This window comes from Paenibacillus sp. FSL R7-0312 (assembly GCF_038004445.1).
Taxonomy (GTDB): Bacteria; Bacillota; Bacilli; order Paenibacillales; family Paenibacillaceae; genus Paenibacillus_AQ.
Genome location: NZ_JBBORE010000001.1, coordinates 3758053 through 3781943 on the forward strand (window position 1 = coordinate 3758053; position 23891 = coordinate 3781943).

26 protein-coding genes are annotated in these 23891 nt (G+C 51.7%); 17 read left to right on the forward strand and 9 right to left on the reverse strand.

Annotated features, from left to right (window positions below):
- Positions 1-127: 127 nt before the first annotated feature.
- Positions 128-814 carry a YitT family protein gene (locus MKX70_RS16275; protein ID WP_042237973.1) on the forward strand — a complete coding sequence of 229 codons (687 nt, stop codon included), beginning with the start codon at positions 128-130 and terminating at the stop codon, positions 812-814.
- A gap of 433 nt (positions 815-1247) precedes the next feature.
- The gene (locus MKX70_RS16280) at positions 1248-2045 is read left to right on the forward strand and encodes a TIGR00266 family protein (RefSeq protein WP_042237971.1); all 798 of its coding nucleotides are present in this window, start codon (positions 1248-1250) and stop codon (positions 2043-2045) included.
- 414 nt (positions 2046-2459) lie between these two features.
- Here the strand turns inward: MKX70_RS16280 and MKX70_RS16285 are convergent, their stop codons facing one another.
- Positions 2460-3257 (reverse strand): class I SAM-dependent methyltransferase, encoded by a 798-nt coding sequence (locus tag MKX70_RS16285; protein ID WP_340840351.1) that lies wholly within the window; start codon positions 3255-3257, stop codon positions 2460-2462.
- A gap of 107 nt (positions 3258-3364) precedes the next feature.
- Between MKX70_RS16285 and MKX70_RS16290 the strand changes: the two genes are divergently transcribed.
- Complete coding sequence (locus MKX70_RS16290; RefSeq protein ID WP_340841671.1) at positions 3365-4063, forward strand: response regulator transcription factor; 699 nt, start codon at positions 3365-3367, stop codon at positions 4061-4063.
- A 1-nt stretch (position 4064) separates the two neighbouring features.
- Positions 4065-5039: a sensor histidine kinase gene (locus MKX70_RS16295; RefSeq protein ID WP_340840353.1), complete on the forward strand. Its 975-nt coding sequence runs from the start codon at positions 4065-4067 to the stop codon at positions 5037-5039.
- Between the two features lie 23 nt (positions 5040-5062).
- On the opposite strand, the gene MKX70_RS16300 is transcribed toward MKX70_RS16295, so the two are convergent.
- The 3 genes from MKX70_RS16300 to MKX70_RS16310 form a co-directional block, all read right to left on the reverse strand.
- Positions 5063-5338 (reverse strand): PQ-loop domain-containing transporter, encoded by a 276-nt coding sequence (locus tag MKX70_RS16300; RefSeq protein WP_039295394.1) that lies wholly within the window; start codon positions 5336-5338, stop codon positions 5063-5065.
- 128 nt (positions 5339-5466) lie between these two features.
- Complete coding sequence (locus MKX70_RS16305; RefSeq protein WP_340840354.1) at positions 5467-5901, reverse strand: MarR family winged helix-turn-helix transcriptional regulator; 435 nt, start codon at positions 5899-5901, stop codon at positions 5467-5469.
- A 95-nt stretch (positions 5902-5996) separates the two neighbouring features.
- Entirely contained in the window at positions 5997-7034 is a 1038-nt protein-coding gene (locus MKX70_RS16310) for an NADH:flavin oxidoreductase/NADH oxidase (protein ID WP_340840355.1), read from the reverse strand.
- 249 nt (positions 7035-7283) lie between these two features.
- Here MKX70_RS16310 and MKX70_RS16315 point away from each other — a divergent pair, with 249 nt between their 5' ends.
- From MKX70_RS16315 to metE, 5 genes are all read left to right on the forward strand, one after another.
- Entirely contained in the window at positions 7284-8054 is a 771-nt protein-coding gene (locus MKX70_RS16315; RefSeq protein WP_042237956.1) for an ABC transporter ATP-binding protein, read from the forward strand.
- The gene (locus MKX70_RS16320) at positions 8029-9978 is read left to right on the forward strand and encodes an ABC transporter permease (RefSeq protein WP_340840356.1); all 1950 of its coding nucleotides are present in this window, start codon (positions 8029-8031) and stop codon (positions 9976-9978) included. Before MKX70_RS16315 ends, MKX70_RS16320 begins: the two co-directional genes overlap by 26 nt.
- Before the next feature lie 15 nt (positions 9979-9993).
- Positions 9994-10617 (forward strand): DedA family protein, encoded by a 624-nt coding sequence (locus tag MKX70_RS16325; protein WP_340840357.1) that lies wholly within the window; start codon positions 9994-9996, stop codon positions 10615-10617.
- Between the two features lie 25 nt (positions 10618-10642).
- Complete coding sequence (locus MKX70_RS16330) at positions 10643-11503, forward strand: undecaprenyl-diphosphate phosphatase (protein WP_340840358.1); 861 nt, start codon at positions 10643-10645, stop codon at positions 11501-11503.
- 252 nt (positions 11504-11755) lie between these two features.
- On the forward strand, positions 11756-14056 hold the full coding sequence (gene metE, locus MKX70_RS16335) for a 5-methyltetrahydropteroyltriglutamate--homocysteine S-methyltransferase (protein ID WP_340840359.1): 2301 nt from the start codon (positions 11756-11758) through the stop codon (positions 14054-14056).
- A gap of 186 nt (positions 14057-14242) precedes the next feature.
- Here metE and MKX70_RS16340 read toward each other — a convergent pair whose 3' ends face one another.
- The gene (locus tag MKX70_RS16340) at positions 14243-14395 is read right to left on the reverse strand and encodes a DUF1540 domain-containing protein (protein WP_076245672.1); all 153 of its coding nucleotides are present in this window, start codon (positions 14393-14395) and stop codon (positions 14243-14245) included.
- Positions 14396-14765: 370 nt separating this feature from the next.
- Between MKX70_RS16340 and MKX70_RS16345 the strand changes: the two genes are divergently transcribed.
- Positions 14766-15911 carry a DUF4349 domain-containing protein gene (locus MKX70_RS16345; RefSeq protein WP_340840360.1) on the forward strand — a complete coding sequence of 382 codons (1146 nt, stop codon included), beginning with the start codon at positions 14766-14768 and terminating at the stop codon, positions 15909-15911.
- A 50-nt stretch (positions 15912-15961) separates the two neighbouring features.
- Positions 15962-16369: a GNAT family N-acetyltransferase gene (locus MKX70_RS16350; protein ID WP_042237950.1), complete on the forward strand. Its 408-nt coding sequence runs from the start codon at positions 15962-15964 to the stop codon at positions 16367-16369.
- A 112-nt stretch (positions 16370-16481) separates the two neighbouring features.
- On the opposite strand, the gene msrA is transcribed toward MKX70_RS16350, so the two are convergent.
- Positions 16482-17468, reverse strand: a complete 987-nt coding sequence (gene msrA, locus MKX70_RS16355) for a peptide-methionine (S)-S-oxide reductase MsrA (protein ID WP_042237949.1) — start codon at positions 17466-17468, stop codon at positions 16482-16484.
- Positions 17469-17559: 91 nt separating this feature from the next.
- Positions 17560-18168 (reverse strand): TVP38/TMEM64 family protein, encoded by a 609-nt coding sequence (locus MKX70_RS16360; RefSeq protein WP_042237948.1) that lies wholly within the window; start codon positions 18166-18168, stop codon positions 17560-17562.
- A 148-nt stretch (positions 18169-18316) separates the two neighbouring features.
- Between MKX70_RS16360 and MKX70_RS16365 the strand changes: the two genes are divergently transcribed.
- The 4 genes from MKX70_RS16365 to MKX70_RS16380 all read left to right on the forward strand — a co-directional run bounded on the left by MKX70_RS16365 (position 18317) and on the right by MKX70_RS16380 (position 21137).
- Complete coding sequence (locus MKX70_RS16365; protein WP_340784346.1) at positions 18317-19252, forward strand: Gfo/Idh/MocA family protein; 936 nt, start codon at positions 18317-18319, stop codon at positions 19250-19252.
- A 32-nt stretch (positions 19253-19284) separates the two neighbouring features.
- Positions 19285-19614 (forward strand): hypothetical protein, encoded by a 330-nt coding sequence (locus tag MKX70_RS16370; RefSeq protein ID WP_042138776.1) that lies wholly within the window; start codon positions 19285-19287, stop codon positions 19612-19614.
- Positions 19615-19740: 126 nt separating this feature from the next.
- Positions 19741-20058, forward strand: a complete 318-nt coding sequence (locus MKX70_RS16375) for a winged helix-turn-helix transcriptional regulator (RefSeq protein WP_042138775.1) — start codon at positions 19741-19743, stop codon at positions 20056-20058.
- Between the two features lie 356 nt (positions 20059-20414).
- Positions 20415-21137, forward strand: coding sequence for a hypothetical protein (locus MKX70_RS16380; protein ID WP_340784351.1), 723 nt, complete (start codon positions 20415-20417; stop codon positions 21135-21137).
- Between the two features lie 157 nt (positions 21138-21294).
- Here MKX70_RS16380 and MKX70_RS16385 read toward each other — a convergent pair whose 3' ends face one another.
- Both MKX70_RS16385 and MKX70_RS16390 read right to left on the reverse strand, forming a co-directional pair.
- Positions 21295-21738: a hypothetical protein gene (locus MKX70_RS16385; RefSeq protein ID WP_340784355.1), complete on the reverse strand. Its 444-nt coding sequence runs from the start codon at positions 21736-21738 to the stop codon at positions 21295-21297.
- Positions 21725-21940, reverse strand: coding sequence for a helix-turn-helix transcriptional regulator (locus tag MKX70_RS16390; RefSeq protein ID WP_042237945.1), 216 nt, complete (start codon positions 21938-21940; stop codon positions 21725-21727). Before MKX70_RS16390 ends, MKX70_RS16385 begins: the two co-directional genes overlap by 14 nt.
- Positions 21941-22172: 232 nt before the next feature.
- Here MKX70_RS16390 and ric point away from each other — a divergent pair, with 232 nt between their 5' ends.
- Both ric and MKX70_RS16400 read left to right on the forward strand, forming a co-directional pair.
- Positions 22173-22868 carry an iron-sulfur cluster repair di-iron protein gene (ric, locus tag MKX70_RS16395; RefSeq protein WP_042242967.1) on the forward strand — a complete coding sequence of 232 codons (696 nt, stop codon included), beginning with the start codon at positions 22173-22175 and terminating at the stop codon, positions 22866-22868.
- A 144-nt stretch (positions 22869-23012) separates the two neighbouring features.
- The gene (locus MKX70_RS16400) at positions 23013-23699 is read left to right on the forward strand and encodes a hypothetical protein (RefSeq protein ID WP_042237943.1); all 687 of its coding nucleotides are present in this window, start codon (positions 23013-23015) and stop codon (positions 23697-23699) included.
- Positions 23700-23891 lie beyond the last annotated feature (192 nt).

A 23891-nucleotide genomic window follows, 5' to 3' on the forward strand; every position in this document is an offset into this window, starting at 1 on the left:
TTAATTGACGAACCGCCTCTGCGAGGGAAGGGAGTATTGTATGCGAAGGAGCAACACCTCCGGTTTAACCCGTCGTAGAGGCTGGTGGGACGTCTAGCCGCCATATACGATAAGGGGAGACCGAGTAATGAGGAAACAAGACAGTGGCATGAGTTTGCCGCTCCGACTAGCTGTTATTTTGTCCGGAACACTATTGCTTGCATTTACGTATTATCACATTAATTATCAGAACCATTTGACCGAGGGCGGATTCGTAGGCTTGTCCCTGCTCGGCAAATATGTACTAGGGATTTCACCATCACTATCGATCCTGATCTTAGACATTCCAGTGCTCTTAATCGCCATCATCTTCAAAGGGAAATCGTTCGTTGTGAACACCTTCATTTCTGTAGCGGCCTTTACGGTATTCTACGGATTGATGGAACGTTATTCCGGATGGGTTATTGATCTGCAGGGTAACTTGCCGCTTGCGGCACTGTTGTCCGGTGTACTGACAGGTCTAGGAGCGGGAATGGTTCTGCGAGGCGGCGGAGCGAGCGGCGGTGATGATATTTTGTCGCTATTGATTAGTGAATGGAAGGGAATTAAGGTAGGAACCGTATTTATCCTGATGGATGTAATTGTACTGGCATTGTCCCTCTTCTATATGCCGTTAAAAGAGACCCTGTACACAGTGATGGCTGTAGTTGTGGCCGGATATGTGATTACTTTTACAACCTCTCTGGGCAGACCGAAGCTGGTCAAGGCTCCGAAGATTCCATCTCCACTAGCCAAGACTCAGGATGGCACGGTGAATGTGAACAATGCAATGTGAACCCCTATACGGGGATGATGAAAGGTCAGCGGACTTAAGTCCAGCTGGTCTTTTTTTTGAAAAAATCCTGCATTTCATACAACATTCCGCCCGTAATATCGACCGTAACCGGAAATTGCTTTATGAAATGCAGCATTCTGCCCCCTCCAAGCCGATTAACGAGAGGATTCTTGTATTTCATACAACAATCCTTCCGCACACCCCGGTATCAGTGAATCGAAGTTGTAATATTGCAACAATTTTACATATCATCCTCTGTTAGTTTGTTTTCGGTAAAATGTGTATTTCTTCGTTTGCGCCACAATTCACACATTGACCTCCCAGGTGTTCCTGGATACTGAAACCGTGAGGCGTGAGCGCGCGTATATATTTCATTCAAACTGCAAGGCCCGAGGTTACACTATGCTCAGAATGTAGAGGAGGATGTACGAGAATGAGTGCTCACGAAATTGATTATGCGATTATGGGTGAGGAAATTCAGTGTGTGGAGGTGCAGCTCGACCCGGGGGAGAGTGTCATTGCTGAAGCGGGCAGCTTCATGATGATGGACCCGGAGATTACGATGGAGACGATCTTTGGTGACGGCAGCGGCAACTCGCGGGGCGGCGGCGGACTTATGGGCATGCTGAAGGGTGCAGGCAAACGGCTGCTGACCGGGGAGAGCCTGTTCATGACCGTCTTCACGCACAGCGGGGCATATGGACGGAAAAGCGTAACCTTTGCCGCCCCATACCCGGGCAAGATTATTCCGCTGGATCTTCAGCAATACGGCGGCAAAATCATCTGCCAGAAGGATTCCTTCCTCTGCGCAGCCAAAGGCGTGTCGATCGGCATTGAATTCCAGCGCAGGCTGGGGGCGGGCTTCTTCGGCGGCGAAGGCTTCATCATGCAAAAGCTCGAAGGAGACGGACTCTCCTTCGTTCACTCCGGAGGTCATGTGCTGGAGCGGACACTTCAGCCTGGAGAGACCATCAAGCTCGACACCGGCTGTCTCGTCGCCATGACATCCAATGTCGACTATAATATCGAGATGGTCAAAGGTGTGAAAACTGCGCTCTTCGGCGGCGAAGGCCTGTTCTTCGCGACCCTGCGCGGACCGGGCAAGGTGTGGGTGCAGTCGCTGCCGTTCAGCCGGATGGCTGACCGTATTCTGTCGGCCGCCGGACCTTCCGGGCGCAAGGAAGAGGGCAGCATCCTTGGCGGATTGGGTAATCTGCTGGACGGCAAGTAAGTGGAGCGGCGACAAAATAAGCCGCCGCTCCAAATTCAACCGTAACAAATTGCCGCCTCGCGGGATTGAGCGGAATGCAGCCGCTGCTTCACGGGATTCCCCGGTAAGTGCAACAGCCGCCTCGCCGGATTCCCCGGGAGGCGGCTGTTTGGTCTGCGGAGGGAAGCGGACTGAGATGCCCTTATTTCCCGGAAAGACCTTTTTTTGCTGATGAAACGGACTGCAGAGATTCCTTTATCCTGTTGATTTCAGCTCAAAAGGAGGAATAATCGGCCCCATAACGGAATCTGAGTCCGCTTACCCTGTGAAATCACTCGATTTGCACAAATAACGGAATCTCAGTCCTCCCCACAAGCTGATGAGTGAGTTATGAAGAACCGCAATTTTGTTTCTCAAACGCACGCTATATACCGGCTAATTCTTCACCGCAGACAGCAGCAGGAACATCGGACGCCGGGTTTCCTCCTGCCAGGCAGCATTATTCTCCAGCATAGCTGCAGTCGGCTGCAGCTCGGAGATCCGGGTCAGGGTGAAGCCGGAACCGATCAGCGTATTAATGTAGGTGGCGGTATTACGGTGGTACTTCATGACTGCATGATCAAGGAAATTGGCTTGCCTCGGTCCTTCGAGATGATAATTGTCAACAGGCCAATGCTGCTTCCCGCCTTCAAGACCGTAATGCCAATCCTGCGCGGCGAGCGCGGTGAAGATGGGATGCTCGACCGAGAACACGAAGGCTCCGCCAGGCTTCAGGCAATAGTAGACCTGGCGGCAGAGGCTGGCGATGTCTTCTACATAGTGAATGGCAAGTGAACTGATGACTGTATCGAATTCATCCGCACCGAAAGCGGCATCTTCAATTGCCAGCTGGAGGTATTCAATCTTCGGATCGCGGGTCATCGCCCTGGCCCGCTCCAGCATATTCGCGGAAAGATCGATGCCCACTACAGATACGGCCCCCTGCTCACGGGCATACCGGCAGTGCCAGCCGAAGCCGCAGCCCAGATCCAGTATCCGCTGACCCTGCAGGTCAGGCAGCAGCGTGCGGAAGGTTCCCCATTCTCCGGCGGACTCAAGTCCGCCTGTAGAGCGCGGCATCCGGCTGTAATTTTCAAAAAAGCTGGTCTCATCATATTTGTTTTGCTTCATGCGGGGTACCTCCTTAACGGCTTTAAGCCCGTTATTTTTTCGAAACAGGAATTGTACTGGCATTCACCGCTTCCCGGAAAGTATACCGCAGATTTGACTGGAACGCAGGTACTGTATATATTATGGGGCAAACCCCTTAGACTACTTAAGGCGGCAACCGGAGGGCTATGATGTTCAAAATATTTATCATTGAGGACGACAAGGGACTGGTAACCCTGCTCCAGGACTACTTACATAAGTTTGGATACGAAACACGGGCGGTGCATGATTTTGAAGCGGTACGGACCGAGTTCGAGACGTTCGCCCCGCAGCTGGTCCTGCTGGACGTGAACCTGCCCAAATTCGACGGATATTATTGGTGCCGCCAGATCCGTGCGGTCTCGACTTGTCCCATTCTGTTCATCTCCGCGCGAGACGGGAAGATGGATCAGGTCATGGCGCTGGAGAATGGCGCGGATGATTATATTACGAAACCCTTTGATTACGAGATTGCAATGGCCAAAATCAAAAGCCACCTGCGCCGCGCTTACGGCTCCTACGCCGGGGGCGGCACTGAACGCAGCCTCACCGTCTCGGGACTGATGCTGGACGTGGAACGGCTGATCCTGACACGGGGCGGAGCCAGAATCGACCTCAGCCACACCGAGGCCAAGATTCTCGATGAGCTGATGCAGAAATCCGGTACCCTCGTTACGCGTGACCGGCTGCTGGAGAAGATTTGGGATACCGAAGCTTTTGTGGATGACAACACACTGAATGTCTACGTAACCCGGGTACGCAAGAAGCTGGCTGCGCTGGACATTATGGAGGGGCTGCAGACGGTGCGCGGTCAAGGGTACAGGCTCACCGGGAATTGGGAGGAGGGGTGACATGAAGCTGTTCATGCGGGAACAATCGCCTTTGATCATCGTCTATCTGGCCCAGCTTATCATAATTACGCTTGTCTACCGGCTGGACGGGGGGAGTGGAGTCACAGTGAGCCTGTATGCGGCGCTGCTCAGTACAATTCTGCTGCTGGGTTATCTGGCCTACCGTTATCTCACAAACCGTACATTCTATGAGCGGCTTTTGACGGTGCCGGCATCGCTCGAGGAATCCGGCGGGCCGGCGCAGAACACGCCTTTGGCCGGGAGTCTGCGTATGTTGCTGGCCCAGCAGTTCCGGCTGTACCAGAACGACCTGCACAACTACCGCCACAAGCTGGAGGAGCATATTCACTTCATCAACCAGTGGGTGCATGGCATGAAGACGCCGCTTTCAGTGATTCATCTGATGATACAGGATAAAGACGGGGCTCCGTTCACGGCCATTGGCGATGAGCTGGACCGGCTGAAGAAAGGGCTGGAAACGGTGCTCTACACCGCCCGGCTGGATACCTTTGAGCATGATTTCTATGTCGAGCGGCTGGAGCTCTCGGCCGTGGTGCGGAGCGTAACCTCGGAACAGAAACGGCTGTTTATCCGCAAGCGGGTGTTTCCGGTGATTTCTGTGGAGAGCGGGATTTCGGTTACCTCGGACGAGAAATGGCTGTCCTTCGTCATAACCCAGCTGATAACCAATGCCCTGCGCTATACAGTGGAGGAGGGGAAGTTTGTGCATTTCCATGGGTATCTTCAGGAGCAGGGCAGGGCTGTGCTGGAGGTGCGCGATGAAGGCGTGGGCATCCCTCCGGGTGACCTGCCGCGGGTATTCGATCCTTATTTTACCGGCGTCAATGGGCGCAGCTTTCAGGAGTCTACAGGCATGGGCTTGTATCTGGTGAAGCAGATCTGCGGCAAGCTGGAGCATGAGGTGGAGATTACCTCGGAGGTGGGCAAGGGGACGGCAGTACGGATTACATTTTGATACAAGCGGTAGTCAGTTCGGCTCTACCTGCTGCCGGCCCGGTAGCGGATAATCAGGAGGACGACCGTTGATACGACTGCCAGCGACAGGGTATTGGTAATCAGAAAAGCGAGCCCCACCCCCTGAGCGGCCAGGTTAACCGCATAGGCTTCCATAAGGGCGATGCCCAGCAGCATCAGCAGGTAGGACTTCAGGCTAAGGTCTGCGACAGACCGGGTCTTGATGATTTGCAGAATTTGTGGAATCCAGCCCACAGAGAGAATGATACCGCCAATCAGCTGCATAACCGTGAACAACATGCGTACACCCCGCTATTCTTCGTTTAGTACGTTGTATGCTCAATGGGCGGATGAGGTTCGGTCCATATCAAAAACCCGCCGCCCCTGTAAGGGACGGCGGGTTCACCCGGCAGGCGCTCTGCCCGGGTCTATTGCTGTTTCAGCTGCACAAGCTGTTCCAGCAGCTGCTGTATATCGGCTACAGGAAAGGCTTCCTGCAGCACTTCATTTACGGTCACCTGCGCCCGGTCCACCTTATTCTGACCGATGTCAGTCAAAGAGGTATAGATGCTTCTGCGGTCATCATCACAAACCTTGCGTTGCAGCGCGCCGCAGCCTTTGGCTTCGAACCGGCTGACCAGCCGGGATACGGCGCTCTGGCTCAGCCCGACCATGGACTCAAGCTGCTGGAGCTTCAGCTTCTTCTCGGGTGCCTCGGACAGAAACAGCAGTACGTAGAACTCCTTGAGCGATAACTGATAGTTCTCCACCAGCTTTGCTTCAAGTGCAGCGGCAACATTCATTTGTATATGAGAGAGTGACAACCAGCTGGTTATCAGGTCATTTGCAGGGGTGTTCTTCATGTCTTCAATCCTCCCGGTGCATGCCATTCATGAATATATATTTCACTCTAGTATATCATCTGGAAGAAGAGAAGGACATCTCAGGGAATGCTGAATTATTTGGCGGCCCGGGGAAAACCGAGCTCATACTGCTTAGGAACACCCGCGTCTTTGCCGAGCACTACACCTGCTTCCAGCGTCCAGTAAGGGTTTCTCAGCATGCCCCGTCCAACCGCTACGAGATCAGCCTCTTCATTGCCGATAACCGCATTGGCGAGTACCGCTTCATCCAGCCTGCCGACGGCAATTACCGGTACATTCAGCTCCTGCTTGATAGCTCTGGCCAGCGGCACCTGATAGGCAGCATGTGTGCCCGGTCTGCCGGCTGCAGCTATCGGGCCTTCACCGCCTGCACTGATGTGGAAGATATCCGCTCCGGCTTCCTTATAAGCTCTGCTGATTATCAGGCTCTCGGTGAGTCCATAGCCGCCCTCAACGTATTCCTGCGCGGAAATGCGCATGATCAGCGGCATACCCTCAGGCATTACGCTCTTCGCGGCGGCAATCACTTCCCGGCCGAACAGCGTCCGGTCCTGTCCGTATTCATCCGTTCTCTGGTTGGTCAGTGGTGAGTGGAACTGGTGAATCAGATAGCCGTGGGCACCATGCAGTTCAATGACATCGAAGCCGGCCTGAACAGCCCGCTGCACACCCAGCTTGAATTTGCCTACCATAGCTTTCACTTCTTCCGTAGTCAAGGCATGCGGAGTAGTGGACTTATCGTCAAAAGGAATAGCGGAAGAGGAGACAGGAAGCACGGCATCCTCGGCCTTGCGTCCGGCATGGGCGACCTGAATCCCCACTTTGGCACCGTAGGCATGGCTGGCCTCCACGATCCGGGCCAGGGCAGGGATCTGTTCATCGGACCAGAGTCCCAGATCATAGTCGGTGATACGGCCATCCGGGTCAACATCAGCCATCTCTACAATAATCAGTCCGGCACCGCCGACTGCACGGCTCACATAATGGTTATAATGCCAATCTGTAGCGATTCCATCTTTATTGGTGACCGAATACTGGCACATAGGCGGCATAACTACCCGGTTCTTCAGCTTCAGGCTCTTATACTCATAGGGGGTGAACAGATCCTTCATTATTCGTCGCGCTCCTTCGTTCCATCTGGAATTGGCATGCGGCAGGGGGAGGATTATGGTAAAAATCGGCTCTCCATAAAATACATGCATGCTCATGCATTTAAATATAAGGCTTTATTTCTACACTGTCAACTATCAACTACAACTGTGCTTACAATACTGTAAGGTAGCTGTAAGTTTCAGAAATAGCAGCATTAGTTTACAGTTTGTATAATGAAAGCAATCCAGGTGAAAGAGGAGCGGTAGCCCTTGCCCCTATTAGACGTACACAATTTATCCAAAATATATGAAGGCAAGGTATCCATTCACGCGCTGAACCATATCCGGTTCGCCGTAGAGAAGGGGGAATTCGTCGGAATTATGGGCCCGTCCGGCAGCGGCAAAACCACGCTGCTCAATGTTATCGCGACGATTGATGAACCCACCTCAGGCCAGGTAATGATCAGCGGCCGGGACCCTAACCTGCTGGGCCGTAAAGAGAAGGCGCTGTTCCGCCGCAAGGAGCTGGGGTTTGTATTCCAGCATTTCAATCTGCTGGACACGCTCACGGTAGAAGAGAATGTAGTATTGCCGCTGACGCTAAGCGGGAGTTCCGTTGCGGAAATGGAAAAGCGGCTGGCCGAAGTGGCCTCCAGGCTGGATATTGCCGGGCTGCTGAACAAACGCACCTATGAAATCTCCGGCGGCCAGATGCAGCGTGTAGCCATTGCCCGGGCGATGATCCACCGCCCTTCGCTGATTCTGGCGGATGAACCCACCGGCAGTCTGGATTCCAAGGCATCGGAAGAAGTGATGGGGCTGCTGGCTGAAGTGAATGAAGCCGAGGGGGCCACTGTGCTGATGGTTACGCATGACGCGGTGGCAGCGAGCTTTTGCCACCGGGTGATTTTTATCAAAGACGGCCGTTTCTACAGCGAGATGTACCGGGGCAGCAGCAGAGCCGCATTCTTCCAGAATATCATCGACATGCTGTCGCTGCTGGGAGGAGCCGGCCATGACCTTTCGGCAATTCGCCTATAGGAATGTAACCCGGAGCAAGCGCAAATATGCCGCCTACTTCGTCAGCAGTGCCTTTTCGGTGATGATTTTCTTTCTGTGTGCCCTGTTCATCTTTCATCCGGTAATCTCAGGAGATCTGATCCTGGATACTGCGGCTAAGACAATGATGATGGCGGAAGGGATCATCTATGTTTTCTGCTCATTGTTCGTACTGGTATCCGTCGGCTCCTTCCTGCAGTCCCGCAAGCTGGAATTCGGTATTCTGCTGATGCATGGCATGACCAAGCAACAGCTCAACAAGATGGTGTTTCTGGAAAATATGCTGATCGGCGGCTCGGCCATCTTCACCGGCACACTGCTCGGGATGCTGCTCGGTAAGCTGTTCCTGATGATCGGCTCCGCCTTTCTCGGCATTCCCCCGCTGGATTTCCATCTAAGCTGGCAGGCACCCGTGCTGACTATTATCAGCTTTGTGCTGCTGTTCGTACTGATCTCGCTGTGCACCTTCTTTTTTATCGGCAATGAGTCGCCGCGGGGAATGTTCCAAGGCGGACGCAGAGGAGATACGGAGCCGCGCGTTCGCCGCTGGCAGGCGCTGCTCGCCGCTCTGCTGCTGCTTGGCGGTTATGTGCTGGCAGTGCTCACTACAGCCACAACGGTTGAGGTGATGATGTTCCCGGTAGTGGCTATCACGGTTGTGGGTACCTACCTGTTCTATACACAGCTGAGTCTATACGTGGTGGAACAGCTGAGAAGAATCCGGCGCTTCTATTGGCAGCGGATGCGGATTATCACCTTCTCGGGTTTATCCTACCGCTGGAAGGATAACGGGCGGATGTTCTTCATGGTGACCATTGTCTCGGCGGTATCCTTCACTTCGGTGGGCGTTTTCGCCTCAATCCATACCCTGTCCCGGGAGCTGAAGCTGGATTATCCCGCAGCCGTAGGCTACGTCGCCAAAGGCGGAGCGGCCAGTTCCACGGCAGTGCAGGATCTGGACGGCATCGAGTCGGAGCTGAAGCAGTTGGGACTAGCGTATGATACCTTGTCGATCCCGGTGAAATATGCCGATGTGGCCGCGCAGAGCGGACCGGACCATACCGAACGGTTGCCGCTCATGGCTTACAGTGACTATAGGCTGGCTCTCCAATATGCCGGCTTCGATTCCTCTGAACCTCCGCTGGAAGGACACGACGGTCTGGTGATGATCGGCTCTCAGCGGGACCGCAGCCTGATCAGTGAGCGTGTCAAAGCCACTTATACGCTGGAGCAGGGAACAGATATCCGGGAAATTGGCTACACACAGCATGTGCCGGTTGCCGAATATCTGCTGCCGGAGCTGGACGGGCGGGGCGGAGGAGATTTCAGCGGCCTGGTGGTCAGCGACAGTCTCTATAACTCTATAGCTCCGGTCCAGCAGGATATATACTACGGCTTTTACATGGAGGATTTCCCCCAGACGGTAGGCATTGCTTCAAGTCTTGCGGACGGTGGCAAGGTCGCCTATGAGCAGAAGGCAAATTACGCTGTCGTGGTCAGCGGAACATTGTTTGAGATTCAGCGGACAATGTACAGCACCATGCTGTTTGCTTCCCTCCTGGTGGGGACCGTCTTCTTCATCGCGGCAGGAAGCTTCCTGTATTTCCGGCTGTACATGGATCTGGAGCATGACCGTTTCCAGTATTCTGCGTTGTCCAAAATGGGCTTCACCGATCAGGAGCTGGACCGCAGCGTCACCCAGCAGCTGGCCCTGATGTTCTTCGTTCCGGTGCTGCTGGCCATATTGCACAGCGTCTTTGCTTTCATTGCCCTGCAGCGCCTGTTCTATCTGTCGATTGCGGCCGAGACAGGGGCAGTGCTGGCCGGCTATCTGGCAGCCCAGGGAATCTATTTCTTCTTCATCCGCAGCCGTTATTTACGTAATCTCAAGAAAAATCTGCTCTAAACAGGAGGCCCGCATATGCAAACATGGATTACGGATTTTATGGAGCAGTTCGGATACTTCGGCATCTTTCTGATGCTGGCGCTGGAGAATGTTTTTCCGCCCATTCCCTCAGAGGTCATTCTCCCCTTCGGCGGATTCATGACCACTACGACTGACATGACGATTCCCGGAGTGCTAATCGCTTCAACCGCCGGTTCACTGCTGGGAGCAGTGATTCTGTACTGGATCGGACGGATGCTGGATGTGGACAGACTGGAGCGGATCGTAGACCGCTGGGGCGGCCTGCTGCGGATCAGCGGGAAGGATATCCGCAAGGCGGACGCCTGGTTTGACAAATACGGCTACTGGACCGTGCTTTTCTGCCGGATGATTCCGCTCGTACGTAGTCTGATCTCCATTCCCGCAGGGATGTCCGGGATGAAATTCGGCGTGTTCATGCTGTTTACAACGATCGGAACCTTAGGCTGGAATGTGCTGCTGGTGCTGCTTGGGGCCGCGCTTGGAGAGTCGTGGGAGGATATTGCCGGTATTATCGGCACCTATTCCAGTGTCGTATACGCGATTATTGCCGCAGGACTATTGTTGCTCGGATTTCTGTACTACCGTAAAAGACTGAACACCGGCAAGGCACGGGGATAAATTCATCAACTAAAGGAGGATAACCATGGAGCTGCTGACCATTGTCAAAGCAATCATACTGGGAATTGTAGAAGGACTAACTGAATTTGCTCCGGTATCCTCAACAGGCCATATGATCATCGTTGATGATATGTGGCTTAAATCGCAGGAGTTTCTGGGAAAATATACGGCGAACACGTTCAAGGTTGTTATTCAGCTGGGCTCCATCCTTGCTGTAGTAATTATTTTCCGTAACCGGTTCATCGATCTGCTCGGACTGAAGAAATTCAGCCGCAAGGAGCTTACGGTGGTGCCTGAGGGGCAGCCGCAGGCACCTGCCGAAGGCCGTCTGAAGTTAGCCCAGGTAATCGCAGGCCTGATTCCGGCCGGGATATTCGGTTTTTTGTTCGAGGACTACATTGATGAGCATTTATTTTCCACTTCTACAGTGCTGATCGGACTGGTTGTAGGTGCTGTATTTATGATCTGCGCCGACCGGTTTGCACCCAAAACCATCACAACAGAGAGTGTGGACCAGATTACATATAGGCAGGCGCTATCGGTCGGATTGATCCAGTGTGTCTCCCTGTGGCCGGGGTTCTCGCGGTCCGGCTCGACGATATCCGGCGGTGTTCTGCTGGGGATGAGCCACCGCGCGGCTGCCGATTTCACCTTCATTATGGCTGTGCCGATTATGGCCGGAGCGAGCCTGATTTCGCTGCTGAAGAATTGGCAGTACTTCACACTGGATGCCCTGCCGTTCTTCATTGCAGGCTTTATCAGCGCCTTCCTGTTCGCGCTGTTGTCGATGCGTTTCTTCCTGAAGCTGATTAACAGAATTAAGCTGCTGCCCTTCGCCATCTACCGGATTATTCTCGCCGGTGTAGTCTATCTGATCTGGTTCTGAGCCGTCTGCACGGTTGCCACAGCCGCACCTCCTTCATTGGAGACTGCGGCTTTTATTATGTTCGGGGTCCCCGCAAAGTACCTGAGTGATCCCCGAAGCTATCCCCCGCTTTGTGTGGGGATTTGCTTTTGTTATAAGGAATCTGTATAGCCAAACTCCCCGGAATCTGTTGCGGACCTCGGAAAATGTGAAGTAAGATGGCAGCAGATTAAGGATGCAGCACCTAACTTAACCCAAGAGGAGCGGACATAAATGAGCAAAGGAATTAAGACAAGCAGCCTCGGCTATCCGAGAATCGGCAAGAACCGCGAATGGAAAAAGACATTGGAGGCTTACTGGGCCGGGAAAATAGATGAGCAGAATTTCCGCTCGCAGATGGAAGAAATTCAGCTACAGCATTTACAAACCCAGCAGCAGGCTGGCATAGAGCTGATTCCGGTGGGCGACTTCACCTTCTATGATCATGTGCTGGATACAGCAGCGATGTTCGGAATTGTACCGGCGCGCTATGGTTATCAGGGTGGAGAGATTCCGCTCGACTTGTACTTTGCCATGGCCCGCGGCAATGCAGGGGCTACAGCCTGCGAGATGACCAAATGGTTCAATACGAACTACCATTATATTGTGCCTGAGATTGGCAGCATTACACCTGTCCTGACAGAGAATAAGCCGCTGGCAGCCTACCGGTTCGCTAAAGAGCGGGCGGGCATACAAGGCAAGCCTGTTATAGTAGGGCTCTATACCTTCCTCAAGCTGTCCAAGGGCTTCCCGGCTGCCGAGATATCCGCAGTTGCTGCCCGCTTCCTGCCGGTATACGTGCAGCTATTGCAGGAGCTGCTGCAAGAAGGCGTGGCCTGGGTACAGATCGATGAGCCGGCAATTGTAACGGGTATAACGGCAGAGGACATCACATTGCTTAAGACAATCTACGGGGAGATCGCCGCTTCAGTACCGGGCCTTAATGTTATTGTGCAGACGTATTTCGAAGCTGCCGAGCCGCTGGAAGCCTTGCTGGAATTGCCAGTGCAAGGTCTGGGCCTGGATTTCGTCCATGATGGAGGCAAGAACCTGGAGTCCATTGCCCGGCTGGGCTGGCCGCAGGATAAGACCTTGGCTGCCGGAATTATCGACGGACGCAATATCTGGCTTTCGGATATAGATGCCAAGCTGGAGCTGGTTGCTGAACTGCAGAAATATGTGCCACAAGAGCAGCTGATTCTTCAGCCCGCCTCGAGCCTGCTGCATGTGCCCGTTACAGTCGAAGGGGAAAATAAACTGAAATCCGCGGTCAAGAATGCATTAGCCTTCGCCAATGAGAAGCTTAAAGAGCTGGTTCTAATTGCGGCAGCTGCAAACGGGGGGACTGAACGTTATGCAGCGGAGCTCGCTGCAAACCGTGAGAAGCTTGCTGTATTCCGTGCCCTTCCGGAACGTGGGCGTGAGGATGTAGCTGAGCAGGTACGCTCATTGGAGAAGCTGCCGGACAACCGCAGTCTTCCTTTTGCAGAGCGGGTGAAGGTTCAGCAGGAGAAGTGGCGGTTACCGCTGCTGCCTACAACCACTATCGGCAGCTTCCCGCAGACAGCTGAGGTCCGCCAGGCCCGGCTGAAGTGGCGCAAGGGGGTATGGACCCAGGAGCGTTATGACGGGTTCATCAAGCGTCAAATCGCTGAGGCTATCACCCTTCAGGAGGAGCTTGGGCTTGACGTACTGGTACACGGGGAGTTTGAGCGTACAGATATGGTCGAATTCTTCGGAGAGAAGCTGGCCGGTTATCTCTTCACCGGAGGCGGCTGGGTTCAATCGTATGGCTCACGCTGCGTGAAGCCGCCGGTTATCTATGCCGATGTTGCTTTTATCGAGCCGATGACCGTCAAAGAAAGCCTGTATGCCCAGTCGCTGACGAAGCTGCCGGTCAAGGGGATGCTGACGGGTCCGGTCACGATCCTGAACTGGTCCTTTGTCCGCGATGATCTCAGCCGTGAAGCCGTTGCAGGGCAAATCGCACTTGCGCTGCGCCATGAGGTAACAGCCCTGGAGGAGGCGGGTATCGAGATGATCCAGGTCGATGAACCGGCCATCCGCGAAGGCTTGCCGTTGAAGGCGGGAGATCATGAGCACTACCTGAACTGGGCTGTGAAGTCGTTCCGGATCGCGACGAACCATGTCAAGGATACGACCCAGGTGCATACGCATATGTGCTACAGCGAATTCAACGACATGATTGGTTCGATCTCGGCGATGGACGCGGATGTTATCTCCATTGAGACCTCCCGCAGCCACGGGGAGCTGATCGTCAGCTTCGAGGAGCAGGAATATGACAAGGGCATTGGACTTGGAGTGTATGATATCCACAGCCCGCGGGTTCCGGTCGTAGAGGAGATGACTTCGGCCATCGAGCGGGCGCTGCGCGCTCTTGATGTGCAGCAGTTCTGGATTAATCCGGACTGCGGATTGAAGACTCGTGGATGGGAAGAGACCACAGCCGCGCTTCGTAATATGGTGAAGGCTGCTGTCCTTGTACGGGAGAAGAGCGGAGCAGTCACCCGATAAACGATTTAGCTAATCTGTGGTAGCTGCCGGACACAAATAAATCACTATATCCGGGGTAATTCACTCTGGTTAAAGTGATTTATTTTCATTTTTTGAAAGAAACACTTGATAATAATTATCATTCTTGATAAAATGAGAAAAAGAAAAGAAGGAACCGTGGAGGGTCCCTTCGATATTTTTCAGAACTTATTTGCTTTCGAAGGTTTTGCAATCTGTTTCTTCAGAATGAGTAGGTTCTTTGGAGCTGTGGTAAGCAACGAAGATGGACTCAGCGTTGCATTTGTTTTCTTCAGCCCAGTAAGTACAGGAGTTAACTGCACACAATACGTCTTTTGCCATGAGGGTTCACCTCCTCTTATAGTAGTTGGCATCATAAATCAGTTAGCAATTGAATAGATCTGTCCGGCAAGGTGGAGCTTGTCCGAACAGCACCTTACCCTTATTCCTTGAGAATGGAGGGTATTTGGTGTTTTTTGTCTTTTACAAACACTATAATTGTAACAAATAAAGAGCTATTACGCAAACGGGATCATTCAGCTGTTGAGTGGTCCTGTTTGGCATTTTACCGATATGGGAAAAAACACAAAAAAAGGCTGCGATCCTCCTAATTGTCTGCAACCTTCCAGCTTTTGGAACGTCAAAGGTATAAGTGCGGAAGAGATCTATAGATATAACGGCCTTTCGCAATTACACTTTTGGAGGAATGAACATGCGAAAATGGGGTCTGCATTCTTTGTTATGTTTAATTGTTTTGGCAGTGGTTCTGGCAGGTTGCGGGGCTGGAAACAACAATTCCAATTCGGCGGCAGATACAGCGGGTAATGCGCTGACTGCTGAGTCCGCGGCGGCAGTGGAAGAAGACTCAGCTGCCAGTGTGCCGGCAGCGAAGGAAATGACCGAAAATTTCAACTCCACCACCGCGGTGGCTGTGAATGATCAGAATGCAGTGCAAGTCAGTGGTGCGAATCCTGCGGTCCCTAATCCGGGAGCAGAGCAGGCGGCAGACGCTTCAGCCGGGTTCACAGGAACCGATGTAGTGGCAGGACTGAACAAAAAGCTGATCTATAAGGCTAACCTCAACATGGAGGTGGCCGATTACGGGGCGGCACAGACCGAAGTACGGAATATGATTACACTGGCAGGCGGTTACATTATTGAATTTTCAGAGAATATGTCTGAGTATGAACAGGGCGGAACCTTCATCCTCAAGGTACCGGCGTCGGGTTTCTCTTCTTTTCTGAACAATCTGGAGAAGGTCAAACATGAGAAGCTGCAGAGAAGTATTCAGGGGCAGGATGTCTCGGAAGAGTACGTAGATCTGGAGTCACGCCTCAAAGCCAAGCAGATGATGGAGACCCAATATATCGATTTTATGAAAAAAGCGACCAAGCCGGCAGATCTTGTGCAGTTTGCCAACCAGCTGGGTGCAATCCAGGAGCAAATCGAACAGATCAAGGGCAGAATGCGTTACATCGACCAGAACGTATCCTTCTCAACCGTGGAGCTTCGCCTTTACCAGTCAGAGGAGAGCAATGCCGTCACACAGGTAAAAGCACAGGGGCCGCTGGGTGAACGTGCTTCGGAGGCGCTGCAGGGCAGCATGAAGGCATTATCTGTGATGTTCCAGTGGCTTGTAGTTGTGCTGGCGGCAGCGCTTCCGGTGCTGATTGTGGCTGGAGTGGTTGTGGCCATTGTGATCTGGGTCCGCAGAATCTATAAGCGGCGGGAGCGGGAGCACCTGGCAGGGGTACGTCAGGGCAACCGGGAGCAGAACCGGGAGCTGCTGAACCGTGACGTTGAGGCGCCTATCGCACCAGCTGAAATAGAGAGTGATACTGAGAAAGACAATAAATAAGCAGTTGAATAGTCATGTTCAGAGTTTGAAGTGATTAAGGGGGATGTAGAGTGGGCTTTACTTACCGCACAGATATTCCGGACATGGATGAGTATTACAGCTTATATCAGTCCACCGGCTGGAATGCAGACGGGCTCTGGACGAAGGAGCATATGCACATGGCGCTGAAGAACAGCTGGCATGTTCTCACGGTGTATGAGGATAACCGCCTGGTGGCCTCCGGCCGGATCGTGTCCGATGGTGTAATCCAGTGTTATGTATGCGATATGATTGTGCTTCCGGCTTATCAGAAGCAGGGGCTGGGACGCGTAGTTATGGATCAGCTGATCAATCATTGCCGCAGCCGGGGAATCCGCTGGATTCAGTTGTCATCCGCCCAGGGGAAATCGGGCTTCTATACTCAGTTCGGATTTCAGGAACGTCCTGCCGGGGCGCCGGGGATGACTTTGTTTTTATAGGAGCGATAGCGTCATTACACAAAGCCTCCAAACCCGTTGTAACCGGGCTGGAGGCTTTGTGCTGTAGCTGTAACTGTCTATGGGTGGATGAGACGGCCCTTATTCCCCTGCATCAGGCATGCTGAAAAAGAACGCGGTACTCGCCGTAGCCTTCCTTCTCCAAATCTTCTTTGGGAACAAAACGCAAGGCCGCAGAATTGATGCAATAGCGCAGCCCGTTTGCCCCGGGACCATCATTAAAGACATGGCCGAGATGGGAATCGGCTTTTTTGCTGCGCACTTCGGTACGGATCATCAGATGGCTGAGGTCAGTTTTCTCCTTGACCGCATAATCGCGGATCGGACGCATGAAGCTCGGCCAGCCGCAGTCGGAATCGAATTTATCCTGTGAGCTGAACAGGGGTTCACCGGAAACAATATCCACATAGATTCCATCCCCGTGATGATCCCAGAATTCGTTGCGGAAAGGAGATTCGGTAGCGCTGTTCTGCGTAACTTCATACTGCAGCGGAGTCAGACGCTCCTTCAGGCTTTTTTTGTCTTCCTTGTGGGTCCAGTGGGTTTCGATAAAAGCTTCCCTTCCTGAGCCCTTGCGGTAACGCTTGTAATGGCCGGGATTCTTGTGGTGATATCCCTGATGATATTCTTCAGCCGGATAGAATGGCTTAGCCGGAAGAATCGGAGTCACAATAGGAGCAGAGAAACGTCCGCTGGCTTGCAGTGCTGCCTTAGATGCCTCAGCCTGCTGCCGCTGTTCTTCCGAATGGGTGAAAATCGCTGTTCCGTAGGAGGTTCCACGGTCATGGAATTGTCCTCCGGCATCAGTAGGGTCAATCTGCTGCCAGAACAACTCAAGCAGCTTGGTATATGGGAAAATATCCGGATTAAACGTAATCTGCACAGCCTCGACATGTCCGGTCGTTTCCGAGCAGACTTCCTCGTAAGTCGGATTCGCGGTATGACCGCCTGTATAGCCGGAGATTACCTCGACAATACCGGGAAGTTCTTCAAACGGGGATACCATGCACCAGAAGCATCCGCCGGCGAACGTAGCTTTTTCCGTCTTGACGTTTATAGAATCAGATTGAACTTCACTCATTAATATCCCTCCATCTATAGAATGCAATTAAATAGATCACAATTTAATTATAAATCAAATAGCTGCACTCTGCCAGCTTGACGGGTCACGCTCAGATTTTAGCGGACCGCGGACGCAGGGAGAATCCGGCAGCTGCAAGCACGGCAACGTATAGAATCACGGCAATGGCAGCACTGCGCGGATGCTGGAACATCTGGCCGCCGAGGAAGGCGTACAGGGTAATCCCCGGGATTTTACCAATGCCGGTTGCTGCAAGATAACTCCAGAAGGGCAGTCCGGCAGCACCGGCGTAGATATTTACGGCCATTTGTGGAATCACAGGCGCCAGCCGGGCAAGGACTACAGAGGCAAACGGACGCCGCTGTACGGCCCCGGTGAATTTATCCAGCGCCGAAATCGAGTTCAGATAAGTCATGGATTTATTCTGGAACATAAATTTAACTAGACCATACACGATCGCTGCAGCCAATGTGGTTGCGCTCCAGCATAGTAACGCTCCCGCCAGGCTTCCATAGGCGTATCCGAACAGACCGATGATCAGCTTGTAGGGGATTACCGGAAATAAGGCCAGAACAGTGGCGGCGAGCATGGACAGCAGCAGATTATGGTCCTCTTTGAGCCAGGCCAGAATGTCATACCTGTAGATAAACGCAAGGATTATAGACGAAACATACAGAATTACGGTCAACCATTTTCTCATTTTACTATGCCCCTTCTTCACTCCATACATTTCATCATACTGAAAAAAAAGTGATTATTGAAGCAAAGATCATTGTCGAAGCCGCTTGTCACGGTATAATACACCTATAAGGGATAGAAATCCCCCAATATTTAAGGGAGATACCTCAATGAATATACCTGTACGCAAAAGAGTAGCATTAATTGGCATCGGCGATATTGCCCGTAAAGTCTATTTGCCGCTGCTCTCCCGTCATGATCAGGCAGAAATTGTAGGGGTACTCAGCTATTCCTCTGCGACGGTGCAGCGGGCAGTTCAGACTTATCGTCTTCAGAAAGGGACAACAGAACTGAATGAGCTGTTATCCTGGGATCTTGATGCTGTATTCGTGCATAGCCCTACACCTACACATTATGAACTTGTTACCCGTTGCCTGGAACATGGGGTGTCCGTATATGTGGATAAGCCGCTGTCGTATAATCTGGAAGAATCCCGGCGGATGGCTGAACTCGCGGAGAACAAGGGTCTGCTGCTGGGTGTCGGCTTCAACCGCCGCTATGCTCCGATGTACATGGCGGCCAAGTCCTGGCTGCTGAAGGCCGGGGGCATTAGCCAATGCAGTGCAATCAAGCACCGGACGAAGCTGCAGCAGGGAGCAAGCCGTGAGACTATTCATGATGATCTGATCCATATGCTGGATCTGCTCCTCTGGCTGTGCGGCGGCGATTATGAGCTGCTTCACAGCAGCCTGAAGACAGATGCGGAGGACAGATTGTTACAGTCATTGGGACAGCTGGACTGGAAGAGCGGAGCAACCGGAATATACAGCATGGTGCGTGATGCCGGTGCTGATCTGGAGAAGCTGGAGCTGCACGGAAACGGCAGATCAGTCGAAGTGACGGATATGGAACGGGCGACATTATATGAGCAGGGTTCCCTGCCGCGCACGCAGAATTTCGGCAGCTGGGACACTATACTGGAGCGCAGAGGCTTCAGCGGAGCCGTCAGCCATTACCTGAGTAATATCGCGACTCCGGAGCAATGCGGCATTTCCGCTTCAGCCGTATTGCCGAGCCATGAGCTGGCAGCGAAGCTCAGCCGTTGAATTATCAGATGAGCAGCAGAGAGGAGAACAACATGGAGGATCAGGATTACGGCAAGTCAATGGAAGAGAGAATTATCGAAAGCTACAAACGGGATGAGGAAATGATGATTCTTGTTTTTGCCCAGTGGTGTGTGAATAACAAGTTGGACCCGCACGCACTGTATTTACAGGCATATCCGCAGCAGGAAGGCAATCAGGCGCTGAGCAATGCCCTGGCACTGACTGTATCCGAGGAAGAGGCCGGTTTTATCTCCGATGACACCGTACTTGGTGTACTGTCGCTATATAGCAATGATGACCTCGCTTACGTGGTAACTGAAGCGATTCATCAGCGGGAGCAGAAAGCAGACACAAGGGATTGACAACGAAGATATAATAGTTATGGTTAATGAACTTTTTTTTGGTAAACGATGTTCATTACAGAATAAATGTGGTAAAATTATATATACTAACTAATAGTAAGCTTCACAAGTGAGAGGTGAAAAACAATGGAAGAACATCAACTGACGATGTGCCCGAGATTCGAGACGGCCTTTTCTTTTTTAGGCAAACGTTGGAATGGACTTATTATTCAGACATTGATGAGCGGCCCTAAGCGGTTCAAGGATATTTCCGGACTGATTCCGACAATGAGCGACAAGATGCTGTCCGAGCGTATGAAGGATCTGGAATGTGAAGGCATTCTGGTACGGCATGTGTACCCGGAAACACCTGTGCGCATTGAGTATGAATTAACGGTCAAAGGCCGGGCGCTTGAGCCGGTTATGCAGCAAATTCAGTTCTGGGCCGAGAGCTGGGTTGAGTAGTTACGTTTCATATTCCTAATGACAGCCCCTTACCCGGTCTCCGGTTTAAGGGGTTTTTGCTTCGGTTCTGCTAAATAAAACTTGCACTGTGTCCAAACCTGTGTAATATAATAGAACAAACTAAAGTTACGGATGTGTGGAAGCGCTGACAAAACTGGGAAAAGCCTAAGGAGGATGTGAATAAGCCAAAGTTAAGGCAAGCAAACTAAGACGAGGCTTTCGGGGCAAGTTTTGAACGATGTCTGATTCAGGGATGTTTAGGCTCACAAAACCAAGCGTATGCTTTCGATGCAAGTTTTGAACGATGTCTGATTCAGGGATGTTTAAGCTCACAAAACTTTTAGGAGGCGAGGATCATGACCATCACCTTGTTTTCCCGCGAAATAGCCTATGGAAAAAAGGATGTCGCTGAACTGGAGACTGCTTCAATTAGAGTGCAGCTGATTTATGACAAGGTGTTGTTTATGCTTCATAGCCATCTTCCCGCTTCATTATGGGATGCCTGGATTGGCGTGCCTTATGAGATCATATCCTCTCTATATAAAGGGGACAATGATGGCGGCAGTGTGTTTCAGAAGTGGATTCAAAGCCCCTCCGGCTGGAAATGCATCGGTTGTGAACGGCATTGTCTGGAGCCTGTCGCGGCTGAGGCTGGCGATCTGTCCGGACCGAAGCGCCGATTCACATTTCATAACGGAATTAGCCAGAGCATGGTGCTGCAGGCGGTCATCTGGTCGATGTATGAGAATACACTGCTCCTCCAGCCCTACCTGGGCGGAGAGGCTTTTCTAAGCGAGGACGATTTGGAACTTATAGCTGCCTATTTCGTGCCTACCTATCTGACACAGACCCCGCTTATGGAGAGGAACAAGCCTGCTAAAGAATATAAGGACAAGAATATTAGAGTCTATCAGGAATGGATCTCCGCCCCCGATCTGGTGCTGGAGTGGAATGGAGGTCTGACTGAAGGCAGATGGATGACGGGTGTGTACGTGGACCATTCGCGCTTTGCCGGACTCGGACCCTATCTGAAGGATGCACAGGGTAAGCGGACGTATATGCAGGCGACTGTTCAATAAATCATATTATGCATACATTGAAGAGTTAAAGGTGGCTTTGAGAATGATTCTAGAGGAAAAACAAGAATGAAAGTGCTGCTGAATAACTTGTTGAGCTCCTTGATGCGGCAGCACTTTGGGAATGATTGAGTATCATTAGGAATCCGCCAGGTACTTTTTACGCCTCATCCCGGTTATTCCTTCTTCTGATCCAATAAACCAAACTTAAGATCACCACTCCAACTGCTGCAGATATGATCAGAATTGCGTTTCCGCTTGCACTACCGTCTGGTATTATCGGGGATGGACTCATGCGCGCGGTAATAATGATGCATACTGCAATCAGAATTGCTAGAAGGATAACGGCTGCGCTTCTGCTATTAGCTGTCAGGCCCTCCCGTCCAGGTCCTACATAGGAACCGTTCCAGATCAGACGTACCAAATAGGAGCCGACACCAATCATAAAAATAACATAATTACTCAATGGATACTTGAGCCAGTCTATTCCGTAATTATGCAGGCCCATATCTGCCAACAGCAGGAAGGCCAGTAAAATAAATGACTGATTCCCCGCTTTGTTCCGCTTCAACAGTTGTCTTTCGTCCAGGTTAGCTTTGCTCATGCTCAGTTCCCTCCCAAAAAAGTTGATCCAGCGTCTTACCCAGTGTTAGGCAAATATCAATACATAACCTGATTGTGGGATTGTAGTCACCGTTCTCAATCGCAATAATCGTCTGTCTGGTGACCCCCACAGCATCCGCCAGCTGCTTCTGCGACATATCTTTTGCCGCTCTTGAGGCCTTAAGCCTCAGGTTTTTCCCCATTCCCTCACCTCGCGTAGATTGTAATATATATTTAACATTATGTCTACTATATTATACACAGTGGATTTTATCATAATCATTCCGTTCAATAAAATTTTATATATCCAGTGCGTACAATCACTAGTCCGACTTCCTGCCGGTGTTAAGGTGTAAAGGTGATCAGCAACAAAAACCTATACCCATAACATGAGGAGGGGCCACAATGGCGTCCAATCAATTAAACGATATAACAATTCAATCAGGTTTTACCTCTGAAGCAATGGTCAGAGACATCGTCCTGCAGTTCCCTAAGTCTGCGGATTATTTCAAGGCTAAGCGCATTGATTTCTGCTGTGGAGGCGCGAAGCCGCTGGCTGAAGCTGCTGCCGAGAAAGGGCTTGATCCGGAAGCGATGATTCAGGATCTGAACAAGCTGCAGGAAGAGCATCCGGTGCTGGAAGAGGATACAGCCTGGAACGAGGCCTCCTCTGAAGAGCTGGTGAATTATATCGTGAACAAGCATCACCGCTACCTGCGTGAAGAGCTTCCGTTAATCAGCCAGAATGTGACCAAGGTCTTCCGCGTTCATGGCGAGGATTCTCCGCATCTGGGTGAGATGCACCGCCTGTTTAATCTTTTGCGCGAAGATCTGCTTCAGCATACGGCGAAGGAAGAAGAGAGCGAATTCCCTAAAATGCTGGCCTACACACAGAACCCGACTGAAGAAGGCCTATCGGAGCTGCGCGGCCTGCTGCATAATCTTGAAGCTGAGCATGACGGTGCCGGTGAGATCCTCCGCGAGCTCCGCAGGGTAACCAACGATTACACACCGCCTGCGCACGCCTGTACGACTTACCGCCTGACCTATGCACGCCTTGAGGAGCTGGAGGGTATGACCTTTGAGCATGTGCATCTGGAGAATAATATCCTGTTCCTGCGTTATCAATAAAATGTAGTGCTACGGAAAGTCCCTCCGGGGACTTTTTTGTTATAAAGAACGTTAGGTTTAGAGCAGAAATAATTTGAGAACAGGTCTTCTATGCGGTATCCTTAAAGGAGTCAGGGATATTACATAAGAAGGCGGTGCCGTGGAATGTCCACGAAATGGATGGGGCGCTTACTACTGTGCCTTGTTTTTATACTCACAGCCAGCGGCTGCAGCTCGGATCTGGGACCGGGAAATACGGGCGGCAGCACAGGACTATCTTTTTCAATTCTGGTGGGTGAACGTGAAATGGCCGGAACCTCCGGCAGACTGCTTAACGAAGCTTATATTGAAGGTAATTCCATTATAGAACTGCTGAGAAAGAGCGGGATCGTTACTTTTGCAGCAGACGGCTATAGTATTCTTGAGGTCAATAGGGTTGCGCTCAGTCAGGATATGATGTGGGAAGTACAAGTGAACAGCAAGAAGCTTACGGACTGGAACAGTAAAATCGAGGCTGGAGCAGCGATTGTCTTCTCAGCGCAGCCGGCCGCAGCCGGGGCGTTATTTCAACCGGTTATCCTTATGGTGAATGGCGGGAGTGAACAGCCTGAGCTGACACATTCGCATGTGCTGTCCTATACGGAAGATTTGTCAGTGAAGGGACTTATGAAGAACAGCGGAATGATTAAGCTGGCAGAGAATAACAAGACGGTTCTTACCGTAATGGATTACACACCACTCAGCAGTGAGGAGTGGAAACTGAAGGTTAATGACAAAGCGCTGCTGGGAAATGGTGTGGATATGAAGCTCAGACCGCAGGACAAGCTGGAGATATCACTGGTTCTGAGGTAATTACGATAGCGGAATCCGTTTTATCGGATACAAGGATTTCTGTGCCGAGTGCGCAGGGGTCCTTTTTTTGTATTTTACTTTATGTGAAATGTTTCACATTTAATGTGACTGGAATCACAAATGCCGGGGAATTTTGGACAGTATAATTTCAATATCAAGCAAGTTTGTGAAGAAATCTGAGTTTCGAAGGAG